Origin of the sequence: Luteibacter jiangsuensis (assembly GCF_011742555.1) — a bacterium.
GTDB lineage: Bacteria > Pseudomonadota > Gammaproteobacteria > Xanthomonadales > Rhodanobacteraceae > Luteibacter > Luteibacter jiangsuensis.
In genome coordinates this window covers 129,582-147,191 of the sequence record NZ_JAAQQR010000004.1, presented here as the reverse complement: position 1 = coordinate 147,191, position 17,610 = coordinate 129,582, and the positions used below count along the sequence as shown (strand labels likewise).

The window sequence follows — 17,610 nt, the reverse complement described above, 5'->3', positions numbered from 1 at the left end:
TCAGCGCAAGGCGAGGAAGTCCGGGCTCACCACGAAGCGCACGGCGTCCAGGCGCAGTCGCGCTTCGGGGATGGCGGCAAGCAGCGCGTCCCTCTCGGCGGCGATCGCGTCCACTTCTTCGTCGGTGATCGACGGATTGACCGAGTGCAGCGCGACCAGCCGCGCGTGCTCGGCGTCCAGTTCCGTGCGTGCCGCCGCCATGGCCTCGGCCTTTAACGCGTCGGCACGTGCGGCGGCGATGTCCTGCGCACGCTCCAGCATCGGCGGCACGAGCTTGGAAAGGAACTTGCGATAGCGCGGCACCTCGATATTGCGATCCGCCGCACGGCGGATCGCCACGTCACTGGGCCGGAACTGCGGACGCTCGCTCAGCTTCGTGTCCACCGTGAGCATGAGCGGCGTGGCCGGCAGGAAGCGACCCGCATCGAGCGCGCGGTCGGCCACCACTTCCAGCACGAACACGGCCTGCAGCAGCGCCGTGCGCACGGGCAGGGCATCGTCCACGAGGAAAGCGGCATTGCCATCCTCGCCGGAAACGAGCAGGTCGACTGCCGCGGCGACCATCGGATGGTCGAGGCGAAGCAGGGGCAGGTCTTCGCGGGACAGCGCGACATGGCGCGAGAACGTGACCGAAACAGGGCCGTCGGCGAAACCCGGCAGGCCATCGGTGGACAGGTATTGCGGATCGAGCAACACGATGCCGGGGGCCAGTTCTTCCGCGTGCACACCGTAGGTTTCGAACAACCGCTGTACGAAGAGATCGCGCAGCGCGTCGTCGTCTTCCGCGGCGAAACTGCCTGCCAGGTCGTCGGCATGCGGATCGCGGCTGGCCGCCAGTTCGAGCAGGTGGTCGCGCCCGGCATGGATCAGCGCCGACAGCTCCTCGTGCGCGCCGCGCGTTTCGGCGATGAGCGCGTCGAGTTCCTGGTCGCGGTCGTCGTCCTCGCGTGCGTGTGCGTCGGCAAGCGTGGAAAGCAGGTTGCCGAAACGGCGCAGCAGTTCGCGCCCGTCCGCGGGGCTCGTGCGGAACGCGTCCAGGCCTTCGTCGTACCAGCGTGCCAGCACGTGCTGCGCGCTCTGTCGCAGCACCGGTACGTGGACGACGATGTCGTGCTTCTGTCCGATGCGGTCGAGGCGCCCGATGCGCTGTTCGAGCAGGTCGGGGTCCAGCGGCAGGTCCCACATCACCAGGCGATGGGCGAACTGGAAGTTGCGCCCCTCGGAACCGATCTCCGAGCACAGCAGCAGGCGTGCGCCATCGGGCTGCGCGAAGAAGGCCGCATTGCGGTCGCGCTGCACGATGCCCAGGCCCTCGTGAAAGCGGGCCACGCCGACGCCGCTGCGGGTGCGCAGGGCGTCTTCGATCGCCATCACCTTGGCCTGGCTGCGGCAGATGAGGAGGAACTTGTCGTTGGGATGCGCGTCCAGGAGGCCGATCAGCGCAGCGAGGCGCGGATCGTTCGCGTAGTCGAACTCGAGTGCGGCGGGCGGTTGCTGGATGTCCGAACGGAATTCGGCGAGCAGCGCCTCGCGGCGCCCGGCATCGAGCGTGGACGGATCGATCGCCAGGATGTCCGGCGTGCGTCGCGGAAAGCCGCCGATGCCGGCGCGGCGATTGCGGAACATGGCACGCCCCGTGCCGTGCCGGTCGATGAGCGCCGCCAGCAGTTCGTCGCTGGCCTCGTCGCGCGAGAGCAGCGCCGCCAACTCGCGGTCGCCCTTGAAGCGGTCGGCCAGCATGCCGCGTTGCGCGGTGTCCAGCGGGCTGCCTGCCGCCAGTGTGCTGGCGATGTCCGAGAGTTCGGTGTAACCCGCCGACTCGGCAAGATAGGTGTCCAGATCGGCGTACCGCTGCGGATCGAGCAGGCGCAGGCGCGCGAAGTGGCCCGCGCGGCCCAGCTGTTCCGGTGTGGCGGTGAGCAGGATCACGCCCGGGGTGGCCGAGGCCAGCTCCTCCACGAGCCGGTAGCGGGGGCTGGCGCCTTCCGGCGTCCATTCGAGGTGATGCGCCTCGTCGACCACGATCAGGTCCCAGCCGGCTTCGACGAGCTGCGCGGCTCGCTTCGGCGAGCTTTCCAGGAACGCGAAATCGGCAATGACGAGCTGTTCGTCCTCGAAGGGATTGCGGCCGTCGTTCGCCTGCTCGATGGCCTCGCAGCGTTCCTCGTCGAAGATCGAGAAGGAAAGGTTGAACCGGCGCAGCAATTCCACGAACCACTGGTAGACCAGGGTTTCCGGCAGCAGCACGAGCACGCGGCCGGCGCGTCCCGTGGCCAGTTGCCGGGCGAGGATCATGCCGGCCTCGATGGTCTTGCCCAGGCCCACTTCGTCGGCGAGCAGCACGCGGGGCGGCCGGCGCGCGGCGGCGATGCTCGCTACCCGCAACTGGTGCGGCACGAGGCCGATGCGTGCGGATTCGAGGCCCCAGGCGGCGGAACGGCGCGCGTCGGCTCGGCGGCGCAGGGCCTCGAAGCGAAGGTCGAAGCGGTCGTTCGGATCGGTGCGGCCGCCGATCAGGCGGTCGTCGGCTTGCGAAAGCGCCTGCTCATCGTCGAGCTGGCCTTCCTCCAGTTCCCGGCCCTCGCCGCGGTACACGAACAGGCCGTCGCGTTCCTCGATGCGTTCCACCAGGAAGGCGATGCCTTTGCCCGACACGCGCTGGCCGGCGCGGAACTCCGCGCGGATCAGCGGCGCGCTGTCGGCGGCATAGGGGCGAAGAACGCCGGATTTGGCGAACAGCACCTGTACGCTGCGTCCTTCCACGCGAAGAATGGTGCCGAGACCGAGCTCGGGCTCGGCGGTGGAAATCCAGCGTTGACCGGGTTGAAACATGCTTGGGGAGCCGGGACATCAAGGGGGCGCCAATTATCCGCTCCCGAGGCCCGGTCCCGCTACCTCAGGTTTCCGCCCAGCGCCGCAGCAGGTTGTGGTAAACGCCGGTCAATTGCAGGATCGAAGCCTGATCGGCGCCGCTGGCGGAGAGCGTGCGTATCGCGGTGTCCAGTTCCAGCAGCAGGCGACGGGCGCCATCGTCGCGCACCATGCTCTGTATCCAGAAGAACGAAGCGATACGGGCGCCCCGCGTGACCGGGGTAACCCGGTGCAGGCTGGACGACGGATAGACGATGGCATCGCCTGCGGGCAGCTTCACTTCGTGCTCGCCATAGGTGTCGCTGACGATGAGTTCGCCGCCGTCGTATTCCTCCGGTTCGCTGAGAAAGAGCGTGCACGAGATATCGCTGCGAACGTGGGTGTCGGCGTCGCCGGTGGCCATCACCGCGCCATCGATGTGGAAGCCGTACTCGCCGCCGCCTTCGTAGCGGTTGAAGCGCGGCGACAGCGTACGCAGCGGCAGCACCGCCGCGTGGTAGAGCGGATGGCGGGCGAGGGCGGCGACCACCATCGCACCCAGTTCGCGGCGCAGCGTGGACGCCTCGGGCAGCTGCAGGTTGCGCTTCACCCGTGCGCCTTGCGGACCGACGGTCTGGCGACCGTCGGTCCACTCGGCACCCTCCATGGCGGCACGCACCCCGGCAACCTGTTCCTTGCTCAGGACTTCCGGGATGTGCATCAGCATGGCGGTTTCCTCGGGCGATCAGAAACGGATGTTCGCGGTGAGCATGGCCGAACGCGGCGTGCCCGGAGTGTAGCGGTAGCCGCTCTTGTTGATGGCGGCGACGTAGCGCTTGTCGAACAGGTTGTACACGTTCAGCTGGAGGTCCACATGCCGGTTGATCGGGTAGCTGGCCATCGCGTCGAACACCCAGTAAGCCTCGGTATACGCCGGCGTGCCCACGGCGCCATCGGTGCCGCGCTGCAGTTCGCCCGAGTAACGCGCGCCGCCGCCGACGGTGAGATCGAAGGGCAGGCGATACGTGGTCCAGGCTGTGAACGCCCGCTTCGGCGTGTAGGCGAGATCGTCGGAACCGTTGGCCGTGACGCCCGCGCCCTTTTCCACCGTGGCGTCCATCGTCGTGAAGCCGGCGCTCACCGCCCAGTTGTCGGTGAGCTTGCCGAGAGCCGAGATTTCCACGCCCTGCACGCGCTTCTTGCCGATCTGGTAGTACAGCAGGTCGGTCGGGTCCTGCACGAGTTCGTTGGTCACCGTGGTGCGATAGAGCGCCGCGGTGAGCAGGAGCTTTTCACCGAGGAGGTCCCACTTCGTGCCGATCTCGGCGGTGCGCGCCTTCTGCGGATCGAAGTTGGGGTTGTCGGCGCTGTTCGCCGAGGCCGACAGGGTAAGGGTGTTGCCGCCCGGCGGCTCCTGCGACTGCGCGAAGTTCACGTAGATGCTGCCGTTCGATACCGGCTTGTAGAGCACGCCCACCTTGTAATTGACGAGGTTGTCGCTCTTCTTCGCGTCCACGCCGGGAACGATGCTGCCCGCGGGCAGGGGGCCGCAGACCGGAGCGCCGCGACCGCCGCACACCACCGTGCTGTTGAAGTCGGTTTTGTAGTGGTCGAAACGTACGCCGGCGTTCACCTGCCAGTGCTCGCCGAACTTCACGGTGTCGAAGATATAAGCCGCCGCGGTGTTCGTCTTGCCTTGGCTTGCGGCGCCCGTCTCGTGATAACGCAGCCCGCCAACGTCGGAGTAAGGCCGGTACAGGTTTGCCGCGGGCCAGGTGCTGCCGCTCGACGTGGCCATGCCGATCGTGCGGGCACGTTCCTGGGTGAGTTCGACACCGGTGCTGATGTCCTGCGTCACGGCGCCCGTGACGATCGAGGCCGTGAGGTTGGTCTGGTTGGTGGCGATGCGGTTGGACTGGTGCTTGAAGGTTGGAAGGCTGCGCGCGATCGTCCAAGTGGAGGGGTCGGTGGGATCCGGCGTCAGCAGGTTGGCCGTCGAGCCCATGAACGCGGTGAGCAGGTAGTCCTGCGCGGTGCGCCCGAAGCGGGTCGTGTTGTGCAGGGCCACCTTCTCGCTGAAGTCGTGCTCCACGATCACCGTGAACATGTCCTGGGTGACGTGGTCGTGGTCCTGGCTGGTGCCGTAGAAGTTGTCAGGATCGACCTTGCGCGCATCGGCGAGGAAGGCGCGCTTGTCCGGGCTGCTGTAACCCGGCAGCCCGATGGTGGGCACGCCGCCGTCGGGCACGTTGTTCTGCTTGATGTGGAGGTAATCGAGGTAGACGCGCGTGGGCGTACCGAGGCCGAACGCAAGCGAGGGTGCAATGCCCCAGCGGTTCGTTTCGACCTGGTCGCGGCCGTAGACGCCGCTTTCCTGGCCCAGCACATTGAGGCGGAACGCCGCGTCGTTGCCCATCTGCTGGTTCCAGTCGGCCGTGCCGCGGCGGCGTTGTCCGCTGCCCACCTGCACGGAGCCCGAAAGGCCGTTACCGAGCACCGGTTGCTTGGTTACCAGGTTCACGGCCCCCGTGGGCGCGGTGCGGCCGTATTCGGTGCCGTCAGGACCCTTGGTGACCTCCACCTGTTCGATATTGAACACGTCGCGCGATACCGTGCCGAGGTCGCGCGCCCCGTCCACGAAGATGCTGCCGGAGGTGTCGAATCCGCGCATGTAGATGGAGTCGCCGGTGTTCGTCGAACCGTTCTCGCCCACGTAGAACGTGCCCACGCCAGGGCTGTTGCGCAGGGCCTCGGTAAGGGTGGTGGCGCCTTGCTGCTGGATCAGTTCCTTGCCGATCACCTGGATGGTCTGCGTCGTGTCGAGCAGGGACTGGGTGAATTTCGGCGACGAGACCTTGTCCACGCGGTAATCGCTGGAGCGGTCGGCTTCCACCTTCATCCCGGGCAGCGCCTGCGCATCATTGACCTTGGCCTGCTGCGGCGGCACGGCGACATCGGCGGGAACGTCGGCAGCGGCGGCACCGTGGGCGAGCGTGAGGAGAACGGCGGCACCGACGGTGCGCGCGACGGGGGCGGCGTGCTTGCGGCTCGTAATAAAGGCCATTGGATCGATCCTTGTGCGAATGAAGGGAACGGCCTTCGTTCGCGCATACGCCACCGCTCGCGCGTCACTGGGGGCGCGCGAATGCAAGGCTCCTGTTGTCCCTGGGTCAGGCGTGCGCGGGTACGGGACCCGTCTTGCCGGCTATCGTAATTTTAATGAGAACGATTTGCAATCGTATCGCAAGCCGGTGCGCGACCGGCCCCTAATAGTCGCCGCGGCGCACTATCGGCGCAGGCACCAGGCCTTCCCAGCCATCCGCCAACTTCACGACCAGAAGTGCTCCGGCGGGTGGCTGGCTCTTTCCGCCGTGGATCAGGGCGATGCCCTCGGGGTTCTCGGTCGCCCACCGGGCGGCATCGGCCGCATCGACGACAGGCAGGGGCTCCGGCAGCCGAGCGAGGAATCCGACCATGCCGGGCTCGTCGTCCAGCGCGACCAAGGGCACGCCGCGCTGACGAAGGTCGCGAACGTATCCGGCGAGGTCGTCGACGTTGGGCGATCGCCGGAGCACCGCGCCGAGTTGCAGCAACAGGGCAACCACGATGCACAGCGAAGCCACCGAGGTCGTCTCGATCCCACGGTAGCGGCGTGCCGAGACGAACATCGCAAGGGCCAGCAAGGCGAAAGCCGCGACCGCCGTGGGTAGCCATCCGGCGTGCTCATTCCTTCCCGACCAGGCGAGGGCGACGGGCCATGCGCATGCCACAGTAGCGAGAAGGATCGCGTACGCGGGGCGACGATGGTCGATCGTCTCCGGTTGCGCGTTCACGATGGCGGCGAGGATCAGCGAGGCTCCGGGCAGCAACGGGAGCAGGTAATGCAGCTGCTTGCCGCTGATCAGGGAGAACAGCAGCAGCGCAACGGCCGACGAGGCGACGCCGAAACGCATGCGAGGATCCCGACCGGCGGCGCGCGCGCCGTGTGCGAAGGGCCGCCAGCGAATCCACAGGATCCAGGGCAGGAAGAGCGGGGGCAGCAACAGCAGGTACCAGTACGGGCCGCGGCGATGCGCGAAACTATCGGTCACCCGACCGAATGCCTGGTGGCGCAACGTCTCGAAGACTGGCACATGGTCGACTTCCGCCGCGGCGCTCGCGGCCCACCAGGTCAGCGGAAGGCAGGACAGCAGGAGTGCGGCGACGGCCAGTCCGATGCGCCAGGGTCTCGGTGGGTGAGGAGCGTTCCACCAGGGGCTCAGCAAGATTGGACCGATCAAATGTACCGCGACGACCGGGCCTTTCATCAGCATGCCCAGCGCCGCGCAGGCGAACAGCAACACGAAGGCGACGGCATGCCCGTCGCGAAGCCAGTGGATCAGGGCAAGCAGGCTGCCTGCGACGAAGAAGCACAACGGTACGTCGAACATGACGCTGCCCGAGAACGCATCGAAAAGCACGAAGGGAAGCAGAATCCAGGGGGCGAGCGGTCGGTGGTGGCCGCCGTCGATCAGCCGGCGCTCGATCGCGCCCAGCAGCGCTATGGTTCCCGCCGCCGCCGCGAGCGAAACCATACGCGCGGCCCAGATCGAGTGGCCGCATACATGCCACGCCAGTCCGATCAGCCAGAAAAGGAGCGGCGGCTTGTCGAGGTAGGGGCGACCGTTCAAGGTCAGCAGCGCGAACCCGTCGTTATGCTGGAGCTCCCATGCGACGGTGAGATACCGCGTCTCGTCGATGGGGACCGCCGGAAGAAGGGCCGCCACGAGCGCGACAAGACCGACCCATGGCCACGGACGGCGTAGCGGTCCATCGAAATGGCTGAGCATGCGCGGCATGTGCGGATGGTAGGAACCGGTGCTTAGCGTGTCCTTAGAACCGAAGCACGGTTTTGCGAGAAAGGCGCACTATGCCTTTTGGAGGAGGGCCTGAGGCATGAAAAAAGGCGCCGCACTCGCGTGCGGCGCCTTCGAGCCATCGCTTCAGCGATGGCGTGTCGCGCTTACCAGATCTTCACCTGCTTGTCGGCGGCGCGGACCATCTTCGCGTCCGGTTTGCACTGGAACGCCGAGGCGAACGCTTCCATGTTCGACGGTGCGCCGATGGCGCGCAGCGAGGCCGGGGCGTGCGGGTCGACGTTGAGGTACAGCATGGCCTGCTTCTCGCGCACGCTGCCGCGCCACACGCGGGCCCAGTTGAGGAAGAAGCGCTGGTCCTGGGTGTAACCGTCGATCTTCTCCTGCGCTTCCTGCGGGTTCTTCTTCAGCGCTTCCTGCAGTGCGTCGTAAGCCACGTTGAGGCCGCCCAGGTCGGCGATGTTCTCGCCCAGGGTGAGCTTGCCGTTTACGTGCAGGTCCGGGTGATCCTTGATGGGCGCGTATTCGTTGAACTGCGCCACCAGCTTGCCGGCGCGTTCGTCGAACTTGGCGCGGTCGTCCTTGGTCCACCAGTTCTTGTTGTTGCCGTCGCCGTCGAACTGGCTGCCCTCGTCGTCGAAGCCGTGGCTGGCCTCGTGGCCGATCACCGCACCAATGCCGCCATAGTTGATGGCGTCGTCGCCATTGGCGTCGAAGAACGGCGGCTGGAGGATGGCGGCCGGGAAGTTGATTGTGTTGTCGGTCGGGTTGTAATAGGCATTGACCGTCTGCGGCGTCATGCCCCACTCGAGGCGGTCGGTCGGCTTGCCGATCTTCGCGATGTCGTAGTGGTAATTGAACTTGCTGGCGGCCTCGACGTTGCCGAAGTAGTTCTCGCCGTTTACATCAAGGCCCGACCAGTCGCGCCACTTGTCCGGGTAGCCGATCTTCGGCAGGAAGGTGTTCCATTTCTGAATGGCCTTCTGCTTGGTCTCGTCGCTCATCCAGTCGAGCTTCTCGATGCGCGCCTTGAGGGCGTTGCGCACGTTGTCGACCAGTTCGTTCGCACGCTGCTTGGCTTCCGGCTTGAACACCTTGGCCACGTAGAGCTGGCCGAGTGCCTCGCCCATGGAGCTGTTCACCGTGCCGAGCACGCGCTTCCAGCGCGGCTTCTGCTGCGGCTGGCCGGCGAGCGTCTTGCCGTAGAAGTCGAACTTGTTGTCCTGGAACGCCTTGGACAGGTAAGGCGAAGCACTGTCGATCGCATGGAAGCGCAGGTAGGCCTGCCAGGTGGACACCGGCGTGGACGCCAGCATCTTGTCGAATTCCTTGAAGAACTTCGGCTGCGACAGGGAGAAACCCTTCTCCACGGTCACGCCCTGGGCGGCGAAGAACTTTTCCCAGTTGAAGTGCGGCGTGACCTTGTCGGCTTCGGCCACGGACACGAAGTGATACTGGTTTTCAGGCGAACGCAGTTCCACCGGCGCGAGGGATGCGGCGGCAAGCTGGGTTTCGAACTTCATCACCTCGTCGGCCTGCTTCTTCGCGTCGGCTTCGGGCACGCCGGCGAGGGTCAAGGTCTTGGCGATATAGGCGAGGTAGGCCTTGCGGTTGTCGGCCTGCTTCGGGTCGGTGTAGTAGTCCCTGGTCGGAAGGCCCAGGCCGTCCTGCTGCGCGTAGCCGATCTGGATCTTGGCGTTCTGGAAATCGGCACCGGAGCCGAACCCGAACACATAACCGTTACCTTCATTGAAGCTGCTGTCGAGGAAGTCGACGATGTCCTGCGAGGTCTTCAGCGCGTCGATCTTGGCCAGTTCCGGCTTCAGGGGCTCGACGCCCGCCTTCTCGATGGCGTCTTCGTTCATGCCCGAACGGTAGAGCAGGCCGATCTTCTGCTCGATGGAACCCGCCTTCGCATTCGCCGCGCCCTTGTCCATCGCATCGACGATGTCGTGCTGCGTGTTCAGGCTGTTCTCGGCGAGCTGGTCGAAGGCGCCCCAACGGGTGCGGTCTTCGGGGATCGGGTTGGCGGCCACCCACTTGGCGTTCACGAAGCCGTTGAAGTCGTTGCAGGCATCGATGCCGGTATCGAGATCGGCGATGTTGAACGACGGGCCGGCATGCGCGGCGGCGGTGCTGCCGCTGGGAGCCGGGGCCGCGGTGGACGCCGGCGACGGCTGGTTGCCGCCCGGTACCGCGGTGTCGGCGTCGTTGTGCTTGCTGCACGCCGTGCCGGCCAGCGCAACGCCGAGTGCGAGCGCGAGCGGCTTCAGATACTGCTTGGTCATGGGTGTCCCTCGTTCTGGTGACTGAACGGCGCCCCCGGCGCCGCAGGGGTCCGAGCATAGCGGCTGCGGCCGCCGCGCAGGGCGGAGTGTGACGAAAGTCATGGTTGGCGACATTTCGCAATAACTCGCGAGCGATGTCCCGGCGCTGTCATGTGGGCTTCGTACGCTGAAACGACCGCATGACAGGGGGTGCGGCCCCGGACAAGCCATCGATCCCACCACGAGGAGCATTCCGTCATGCGCAAGCTACTGGCCGCGGGCATCGCCTGTGTGCTGACCTTATCCGCCGCGTCCATCGTGGGCGCGCACCAGGCCGTCCCGGACGCCGCGGTCGAGGCGTTCGGCGCCGGTCACCCCGGGCATGGACACGGCGATCCGCGCACCGCCACGCCCATCAAGCACCTGGTGGTGATCTTCCAGGAAAACGTGTCGTTCGATCATTACTTCGGCACCTATCCCTACGCCGCGAACCCAAAGGGCGAGCCGGCGTTCTACGCGCGGCCCTTCACGCCGCCGGTGAACGGCCTCTCGCGCCGTCTGCTTACGAAGAATCCGAACGCCGGCAATGCGGACAATGGCGACGGGGCGATCAATCCGTTCCGGCTTACCCGCGCCCAGGCGGCCACGGCGGACCAGGACCACGGCTACACGTCCGAGCAGCGGGCGTTCAACGGCGGAAAGATGGACCTTTTCCCGCTGTACACCGGCCGGGGCGAAAGCTTGCCCGGCGGCGATCCGGCCGAGGAGGGCAAGGGCCAGGTCATGGGCTACTACGACGGCAACACCGTCACCGCGCTCTGGAACTATGCGCAGAGCTTCGCCATGAGCGACAACAGCTACGGCACCACCTTCGGCCCGTCGTCGCCGGGTGCCTTGAACCTCATCGCCGGCCAGACCGCCGGCGTCTCCGCGACCTTGAACGGTACCGGCGCCACGACCGACGACGGCAACGGCGGGCTGACGATGATCGGTGACCCGGACCCCATCGGCGATGTCTGCTCGTCGCCCACGGCCAGCCAGGTGACCATGGGCGGCCGGAATATCGGCGATCTGCTCAACGAGCGCGGCGTCACCTGGGGCTGGTTCCAGGGCGGCTTTGACCTCACCCGGACGAATCCGGACGGCAGCACGGGATGTTCGCGGCGCACGCTGTCGAAGGTGACGAACGCCACCTCGAACGACTACAGCCCGCACCACGCGCCGTTCCAGTACTACCCGTCCACGGCCAATCCCACGCACGCGCGCCCGGCATCGGTCGCGGCCATCGGACACAGCGGGGACCCGGCTAACCACCAGTACGACATTCAGGACTTCTACGATGCCCTGGACGCGGGCAACCTCCCGGCCGTGAGCTTCCTGAAGGCGCCGGCGTACCAGGACGGCCATGCAGGGTATTCGGATCCGCTCGACGAGCAGGCGTTCATCGTGCACGTGATCAACACGCTGCAGCAGAGCGACGAGTGGCGGAGCACCGCGGTGGTCATCGCCTATGACGATTCCGATGGCTGGTACGACCACCAGGAACCGCCGCATGTAAATGCTTCGCGTGGCAGCACCGACGCGCTCGACGGCGACGGCGTCTGCAAGGGCCACGGTACGCTGCCCGGCCTCGACGGCAAGACCCCGGCGCAGGGCCGTTGCGGCTTCGGTCCTCGCCTTCCGCTCGTGGTCGTTTCGCCCTGGGCTCGCGAGAACATGGTCGATCATTCGGTGACCGACCAGAGTTCCATCACGCGCTTCATCGAAGACAACTGGCTGGACGGCACGCGTATCGGCGGCGGATCGAGCGACGCGCAGGCGGGGCGTCTGGATCGCATGTTCGATTTCTTCCTGCCGCGTCTGTTCGAGCGCAAGTTGATCCTCGACGAATCGACGGGCCAACCGAAACAGGGCGGCGGGTGGCCCTTCTGGCCACTTGGGAACGCAGGGCATGGTTGATCGCCGCCGCTTCCTGGCGACGGTAGGCTGGACGGCTGCGGCGGGATGGATCCCGTCGCGGCTGTTCGCGCATGACATGCATGCCATGAAGGCAGCACCTGCGGGGCAGGTGGGCAATGCGCTCTGCATGCACCCGATGGGCGACGTGTCGCACCTGCCGGGCCTCGTCGACCCCGCCAAACTCGCGCCGTTCGTGGACAGCCTGCCGCTGCCGCCGGTACTGCAGGCGAGACAGGGAAAGCCGCTGCACGTGCGCATGGCGGAAAGTGCGCAGAAGCTGCATCGCGATCTGCCGCCGACCACGCTGTGGACCTATGGCGGGCATTGTCCGGGCCCCACCATCGAGGCGCGCAGCGGCGAGCCCGTCGAGGTCGTGTGGGAAAACGCGCTGCCGTCGAAGCACTTCCTTCCGGTCGACCACGCCATCTGCGGTGCCGAGGCCGACAAGCCCGAGGTGCGTGCGATCGTGCACCTGCACGGCGCGAAGGTGCCCCGCAAGGACGACGGATTTCCCGAAGACTGGTATGTGCCCGGGAAGTCGCGCCGGCATCGCTATCCGAACGCGCAGGACCCCGCGACGCTCTGGTACCACGACCATGCGATGGGCATTAACCGCCTCAACATGTACGCGGGTCTGATGGGGCTCTACCTGCTTCGAGACGAGTACGAGCTGTCGCTTGGTCTGCCTTCGGGAGAGCAGGAGCTGCCGCTGGTGCTGGCCGACCGCCTTCTGCGCGAGGACGGCCGTCTGTACTACCCGGACTCGGGCGATGCGAAGGCACCCTGGGTGCCGGAGGTATTCGGCAACGTCACGCTGGTCAACGGCGCCATCCTGCCGCGCGCCGACGTACAAGCGCGGCGATACCGCCTGCGCGTGCTCAACGCGGCCAACGGCCGCTTCTACCACCTTCGTTTCCGTGATGGCCGGGCATTTCAGGTCATCAGCTCAGACCAGGGCCTTCTTGCGTCACCGGTATCCATGACGTCGCTTTTTCTCGCGCCGGGCGAGCGCGCCGACGTGGTGGTCGATTTTGCAGACCTGCGCGGCGGCCAGGCCGAGCTGATGAACGATGCCTTGCCGCTCATGCGTTTCGCGGTGGGCAATGGCATGGTTCGGGACGAAAGCCGCGTTCCGCCGGTGCTGCGCGACGTGCCCCGAATGACGGAAAGCAGTGCGTCGTCCACGCGCGAACTCACCCTGGACGAATACAGCGACTGCATCGCCACGCCCATGCTGATGCTGTTGAACGGAAAGCGCTGGCACGATCCGGTGACGGAGAAGGTGAAGCTGGGCAGTACGGAAACGTGGAGCCTCGTGAACCTCACGGAGGACACGCATCCCATCCACCTGCACCTCGTCCGCTTCCAGATCCTCGACCGCCGCCCTTACGACGTCGACGAGTACATGGCGAAGAGAACGCTCCGCTACCTCGGTCCGGCCCAGCAACCGCCACCGCACGAGAGGGGCTGGAAAGACGTGGTCCAGGCCTATCCCGGCATGGTCACCCGCATTGTCGCCACGTTCGACGGCTACGTCGGGCGGTACGCGTGGCACTGCCACCTGGCGGAGCACGAGGCGAACGAGATGATGCGCCCCTTCGAGGTCTACTAGGGGGCGTGCTCCTGCAACGGCAGGCTGCGCAGTGCGGCGGCGTCCAGCCTCATCACCGGATAGGCGCCGACCTTCTGCGCCGTGTACCAGGGGCTGCGTTCGAAGAAGAACATCAGCCTCGCCCGGGCGTTCCCCGCGAAGGCGGGGTCGTCTTTCAGCCGGCGCTCGAACTCGGCCTTCAATGCGGGGTCCTTCGCCATCATCGTGCGCGCCAGGGCTTCGAGCACGCGGGGTTCGCCATATTCCTTCGCTTCGAATATCGCGTCGAGGTAACCCCAGCGCAGCAGGGAATCCGGCGCCCGGGCGTCGAGCAGGTTCAGCGCGAGCACGGCGTCGACATTGTCGGTGCGCACGATCACCGTTCCCGCCGGGAGTTCCACCGCTTCCTGCGTGGGTGCGATGGCCACGTCCTTGAGCATGTGGTGGCCTTCGAACGGTTTGTCGGCCCACTTCGGCTGTGTGAGTTCGTCGCGTGTGACCGTCACCCGGCGCGCGGCGGCGAGGCGTGTGTAGGGAATGCCGTGAGCGTCCAGGCGATCGATCAGCGGCGTCCATTGCGACGGGATCGCCCAGGCTGCCGGAAGAGGGGCGGAGACGTCCGGGAGAAGATCGTTCCAGCTCTGGATCTCGTAGGTCTTCTTCTTCGAGGTGTCGTAGCGCACCCAGATGTCGTTCGAAACGTCGCTATGGGTCTGCGTGAACGCATAGCCCTTCAACGTGAACGGCTTCGGGGTGGGATCCTGCTTGAAGGTCACGGGCAGCGTCGCCCCCCGCGTCGCGGAGAGGGATGCGGCCCAGGCATCCGCCTTGCGGGAGGCGTCCAGTAGCGCCGAGGGGTCGCGATTCACGACCTCGAGCACGCTGCGCACCACGTCGTAACTGGCCCGTACGCGTACTTCGTAGGACTTCAGCATGTGCGTTTCGATCAGCAGGCCGGCCCGGTTCCGGATGGCGGCGTATCCGGTCGAGAAGCGCGGCCCGGAACCGAAGTTCTCGATGCCCTTGGTAATGTCGCGGCCGTCGCGAAATTCCAGGTAAGGCGATGCGATGTGCCCCAGCTTCTCGAACCGCGGCATGGCTTCGCGCGCGTACGCCTGCTCCTGCCATGCGGCGATCGATGGCGGCAACTTGTGCGGGTCCTCGGCGTACCAGGTGAGATCGGGCTGGTAGTCCGCGCCGTCGGTCGTGTGGATGTCCATGAGCAGGTCGGGGTGCCATGTGTTCCACAGCTTCAGCCACGCACGGGTTTCCGGAGCTTCGGCCTTGACGTAGTCGCGGTTGAGGTTGAGGTACTGCGACTGGCCACGGAAGCCCATTGTTTCGGGCCCGTTCTGGTTGATGCGGAAATACGGGCCCGAGTTCTCGTGACCGTCCACGCTGTACACGGGGATGTACACGAGCACGACATGGTCGAGCAGGTGCGGCAACGTTCCGGTGACGGCGATATCGCGCAGGAGCATCAAGCCCGCGTCCTTGCCCTCGATTTCGCCGGGGTGGATGCCCGCCTGCACGAGGACGATCGGCTTGCCCGCCGCGCGGGCGCGCTCGGGCGTGAGGTCGCCGTCCTTCGCCGCGATCATCACCGTCATCGGACGTCCCTCCGGCGTGCTGCCGAAAGTGGCCATGCGCAAGATGTCCGGCGCAGCCTCGACCAGCCGGCGCAGATAAGCCTGTGTTTCCGCATACGAAGGCGTGGTGCGAAAGGCCGAAGCCTCGGCTGGCGTGATCCAGGCGTCCCTGGCGTGGATCGCCAGCGGTGCCGCGGCGGCGAGGGCGAACAGGATGCGTGTGGCAAGAAACCGGGGCATGGCGGGTTCCATAAAACATCCATTGTAGGCAGCTGACTGAACATTCAGCCAATTGGCGCCCGAGGCCCGTCCCCGTTCGCGATCACCCCGGTATAAGGAGGCGCTAAGCTGCGCGAAAGGATAATGGCAGCCTGACGACCGAGGGCGCGGCCTTGCACATCATTCTCGTTGAAGACGACGTCCAGCTCGGCGAGGCCATACGCCGGGCACTGGAGCGGCTTGCCTATACGATCAGCTGGTTCCGCAACGGCAACGAAGCGCTGCTGGCCCTGCGCGACCACGATGCCGACCTGGTCCTGCTCGATCTTGGCCTGCCCGGGAAGGACGGTCTGGACGTGCTGACGGAGGCCCGGCGCCTGCGGGTAGCCACCCCGGTGATCGTGATGTCGGCGCGGGACGCCGTGGATTCGCGCATCAGCGTGCTCGACGCGGGCGCCGACGACTACCTGGTCAAACCTTTCCACCTGGACGAACTCGCGGCGCGCATTCGCTCGTTGGCGCGCCGGGTACGCGGGGTGGCGGTGAATCGCCTCGAAGCGGGCGCCTTGAGCCTCGACCTCGGCACCTTCGAAGTCACGTGGCATGGGCAGCGGGTGGACCTGACGCGTCGCGAGTTCGCCTTGCTGCAAGCGCTGATGGAGCGCGCCGGGCGCATCGTGCGGCGCGAATCGCTGGAAACGTCGCTTTACGGCCCGGACAATGTCGTGAGCACCAGTGCGCTGGAAGTGCTGGTGCACTCGTTGCGGCGCAAGCTGAGCCACGGCGCGATCCAGACGGTGCGCGGCTTCGGATACATGCTGCCGCGTGAGCCGCAATGAAGCTCGCCAGCCTTCGATCGCGCCTGCTCGCGCTGATCGTGATGGTGCTGGTGATCGTCCTGATTCCGCTCGGTTTCCTCAGTGCGAAGCACACCCTGGAGGAAGTGGACGAACTGTCCGACGCCCGCCTCGCCCAGGCGGCCCGCACCCTGGAAGTCCTGGTCGATCGCATCGGCGTCGAGCACCTGCGCGAACACCGGTCCGCGCGCCTGCTGGTGCCGAGCGTCTCCAACCATCCGCACGAGCTGACGGTGCAGGGGCGCACCTTCGAATCGGAGGTCGGCTTCCAGGTGTTCGACAGCGACGGCAGCCTGTTGCTCGCGACGGAAAACCTTGCGGGGATGCCGCACACGGAGGCGGTGGACGGCGCCTTCGAGGACACGCACAAGGGCAAGTACCGGTGGCGCGTATTCACCCTCGTGAAGGAAGACGAGAACATCACGATCCGCGCCGGCGAGCGCTACGACAGCCGCAACGAGATCACGCGCGCGCTATGGATCGAACATACGCTGCCACTACTCCTGGGCCTGCCGCTGATGGCCTTCCTCGTGGGGTGGGCGATACGCCGCGGCCTCATGCCGCTGGACCAGCTGGCCGGGGCGCTTGCGCGGCGCAAGCCGGGGAGCCGCGCGCCCGTGCACCTTTCCGACGAGCCGGTGGAACTGCGGCCTGTGCTGGGTGCGCTGAACGGCCAGATCGAACGTCTCGAGGAAGCGCTCGAACGCGAGCGCCGGTTCAGCGCCGACGTCGCGCATGAACTGCGTACGCCGTTGGCCTCCACGATGATCAATCTCGAGAACGCCATGGCCTCGGCCCAGCCGGACGAGGCGCAGACCGCATTGGAGGCCGCGCGCGAATGCCTCGTGTCGCTGGCGCGCCGAACCGAGCAGCTGCTGTCGCTGGCACGCCTGGAGGCAGGCGCCGCTGCGGGCCCCCGCGGCACGGTGGACCTGGCGGCGCTGGCCCTCGATGTGGTGGACGAGTTGTCTCCGCTGATCGAGGCCGGCGGCGTCGAACTGGGCGTGAACCTGCCCGACAGCCTCGCCGTTCAGGGCTACACGGCGGCCCTTCGCTCGCTCCTGCGTAACCTGCTCGACAACGCCTTTCGCCACGTTCCTCACGGCGGTCACGTCGATCTCTCCATCCGGCGAGAGGGGAATCAGGCGCTCATCGAGGTCGTCGACGACGGCCCCGGCATCCCGCCCGAACGCCGCGACGCCATGTTCACCCGTTTCCAGCGGGGCCTGGACACCCAGGGGAGCGGCTATGGCCTCGGCCTCTCGATCGTGCAACGCGCGGTCGAACTGCACGGCGCGAGCATCCGGCTGCTGGACGGGGAGCGCGGCCCGGGCCTGCGGGTGGTGGTGACCCTTCCGCTCGCCTGATGGGCGAGCGTGTTTCGTCCAATCCCCTGTCACACCGGTGGCGCATCCTCGGGGG

10 protein-coding genes are annotated in these 17,610 nt (G+C 66.6%); 4 read left to right on the top strand and 6 right to left on the bottom strand.

What is annotated here, in order from left to right:
- The 5 genes from rapA to HBF26_RS10510 form a co-directional block, all read right to left on the bottom strand.
- On the bottom strand, nucleotides 1-2,832 hold the full coding sequence (rapA, locus tag HBF26_RS10530; RefSeq protein WP_167125790.1) for an RNA polymerase-associated protein RapA: 2,832 nt from the start codon (nucleotides 2,830-2,832) through the stop codon (nucleotides 1-3).
- A gap of 64 nt (nucleotides 2,833-2,896) precedes the next feature.
- Entirely contained in the window at nucleotides 2,897-3,577 is a 681-nt protein-coding gene (locus HBF26_RS10525) for a Fe2+-dependent dioxygenase (RefSeq protein WP_167125788.1), read from the bottom strand.
- A gap of 18 nt (nucleotides 3,578-3,595) precedes the next feature.
- The gene (locus HBF26_RS10520; protein WP_167125786.1) at nucleotides 3,596-5,914 is read right to left on the bottom strand and encodes a catecholate siderophore receptor Fiu; all 2,319 of its coding nucleotides are present in this window, start codon (nucleotides 5,912-5,914) and stop codon (nucleotides 3,596-3,598) included.
- 202 nt (nucleotides 5,915-6,116) lie between these two features.
- Nucleotides 6,117-7,688 (bottom strand): ArnT family glycosyltransferase, encoded by a 1,572-nt coding sequence (locus HBF26_RS10515; RefSeq protein ID WP_167125784.1) that lies wholly within the window; start codon nucleotides 7,686-7,688, stop codon nucleotides 6,117-6,119.
- 164 nt (nucleotides 7,689-7,852) lie between these two features.
- Nucleotides 7,853-9,994 carry a M13 family metallopeptidase gene (locus HBF26_RS10510; RefSeq protein WP_167125782.1) on the bottom strand — a complete coding sequence of 714 codons (2,142 nt, stop codon included), beginning with the start codon at nucleotides 9,992-9,994 and terminating at the stop codon, nucleotides 7,853-7,855.
- Between the two features lie 237 nt (nucleotides 9,995-10,231).
- Between HBF26_RS10510 and HBF26_RS10505 the strand changes: the two genes are divergently transcribed.
- Nucleotides 10,232-11,932 carry a phospholipase C gene (locus HBF26_RS10505; RefSeq protein ID WP_167125780.1) on the top strand — a complete coding sequence of 567 codons (1,701 nt, stop codon included), beginning with the start codon at nucleotides 10,232-10,234 and terminating at the stop codon, nucleotides 11,930-11,932.
- A complete protein-coding gene (locus tag HBF26_RS10500) occupies nucleotides 11,925-13,544 on the top strand; it encodes a multicopper oxidase family protein (protein WP_167125775.1) in 1,620 nt (539 codons plus the stop codon). The genes HBF26_RS10505 and HBF26_RS10500 overlap by 8 nt, the downstream gene beginning before the upstream one ends.
- Here the strand turns inward: HBF26_RS10500 and HBF26_RS10495 are convergent.
- Complete coding sequence (locus HBF26_RS10495) at nucleotides 13,541-15,352, bottom strand: M14 family metallopeptidase (protein ID WP_167125772.1); 1,812 nt, start codon at nucleotides 15,350-15,352, stop codon at nucleotides 13,541-13,543. The two genes, HBF26_RS10500 and HBF26_RS10495, sit on opposite strands and share 4 nt — an antisense overlap.
- Nucleotides 15,353-15,504: 152 nt before the next feature.
- On the opposite strand from HBF26_RS10495, the gene HBF26_RS10490 reads away from it, so the two are divergent.
- Both HBF26_RS10490 and HBF26_RS10485 read left to right on the top strand, forming a co-directional pair.
- Complete coding sequence (locus HBF26_RS10490; RefSeq protein ID WP_167125770.1) at nucleotides 15,505-16,170, top strand: response regulator; 666 nt, start codon at nucleotides 15,505-15,507, stop codon at nucleotides 16,168-16,170.
- On the top strand, nucleotides 16,167-17,555 hold the full coding sequence (locus HBF26_RS10485) for a sensor histidine kinase (RefSeq protein ID WP_167125768.1): 1,389 nt from the start codon (nucleotides 16,167-16,169) through the stop codon (nucleotides 17,553-17,555). Before HBF26_RS10490 ends, HBF26_RS10485 begins: the two co-directional genes overlap by 4 nt.
- Nucleotides 17,556-17,610: the final 55 nt, after the last annotated feature.

What these genes read in the sequence shown, in the direction of transcription:
- HBF26_RS10485 (WP_167125768.1), top strand. Translation starts at nt 16,167, where the DNA reads ATGAAGCTCGCCAGCCTTCGATCGCGCCTGCTCGCGCTGATCGTGATG.
- rapA (WP_167125790.1), bottom strand. Translation starts at nt 2,832, where the DNA reads ATGTTTCAACCCGGTCAACGCTGGATTTCCACCGCCGAGCCCGAGCTC.
- HBF26_RS10520 (WP_167125786.1), bottom strand. Translation starts at nt 5,914, where the DNA reads ATGGCCTTTATTACGAGCCGCAAGCACGCCGCCCCCGTCGCGCGCACC.
- HBF26_RS10495 (WP_167125772.1), bottom strand. Translation starts at nt 15,352, where the DNA reads ATGCCCCGGTTTCTTGCCACACGCATCCTGTTCGCCCTCGCCGCCGCG.
- HBF26_RS10505 (WP_167125780.1), top strand. Translation starts at nt 10,232, where the DNA reads ATGCGCAAGCTACTGGCCGCGGGCATCGCCTGTGTGCTGACCTTATCC.
- HBF26_RS10525 (WP_167125788.1), bottom strand. Translation starts at nt 3,577, where the DNA reads ATGCTGATGCACATCCCGGAAGTCCTGAGCAAGGAACAGGTTGCCGGG.
- HBF26_RS10510 (WP_167125782.1), bottom strand. Translation starts at nt 9,994, where the DNA reads ATGACCAAGCAGTATCTGAAGCCGCTCGCGCTCGCACTCGGCGTTGCG.
- HBF26_RS10515 (WP_167125784.1), bottom strand. Translation starts at nt 7,688, where the DNA reads ATGCCGCGCATGCTCAGCCATTTCGATGGACCGCTACGCCGTCCGTGG.
- HBF26_RS10500 (WP_167125775.1), top strand. Translation starts at nt 11,925, where the DNA reads ATGGTTGATCGCCGCCGCTTCCTGGCGACGGTAGGCTGGACGGCTGCG.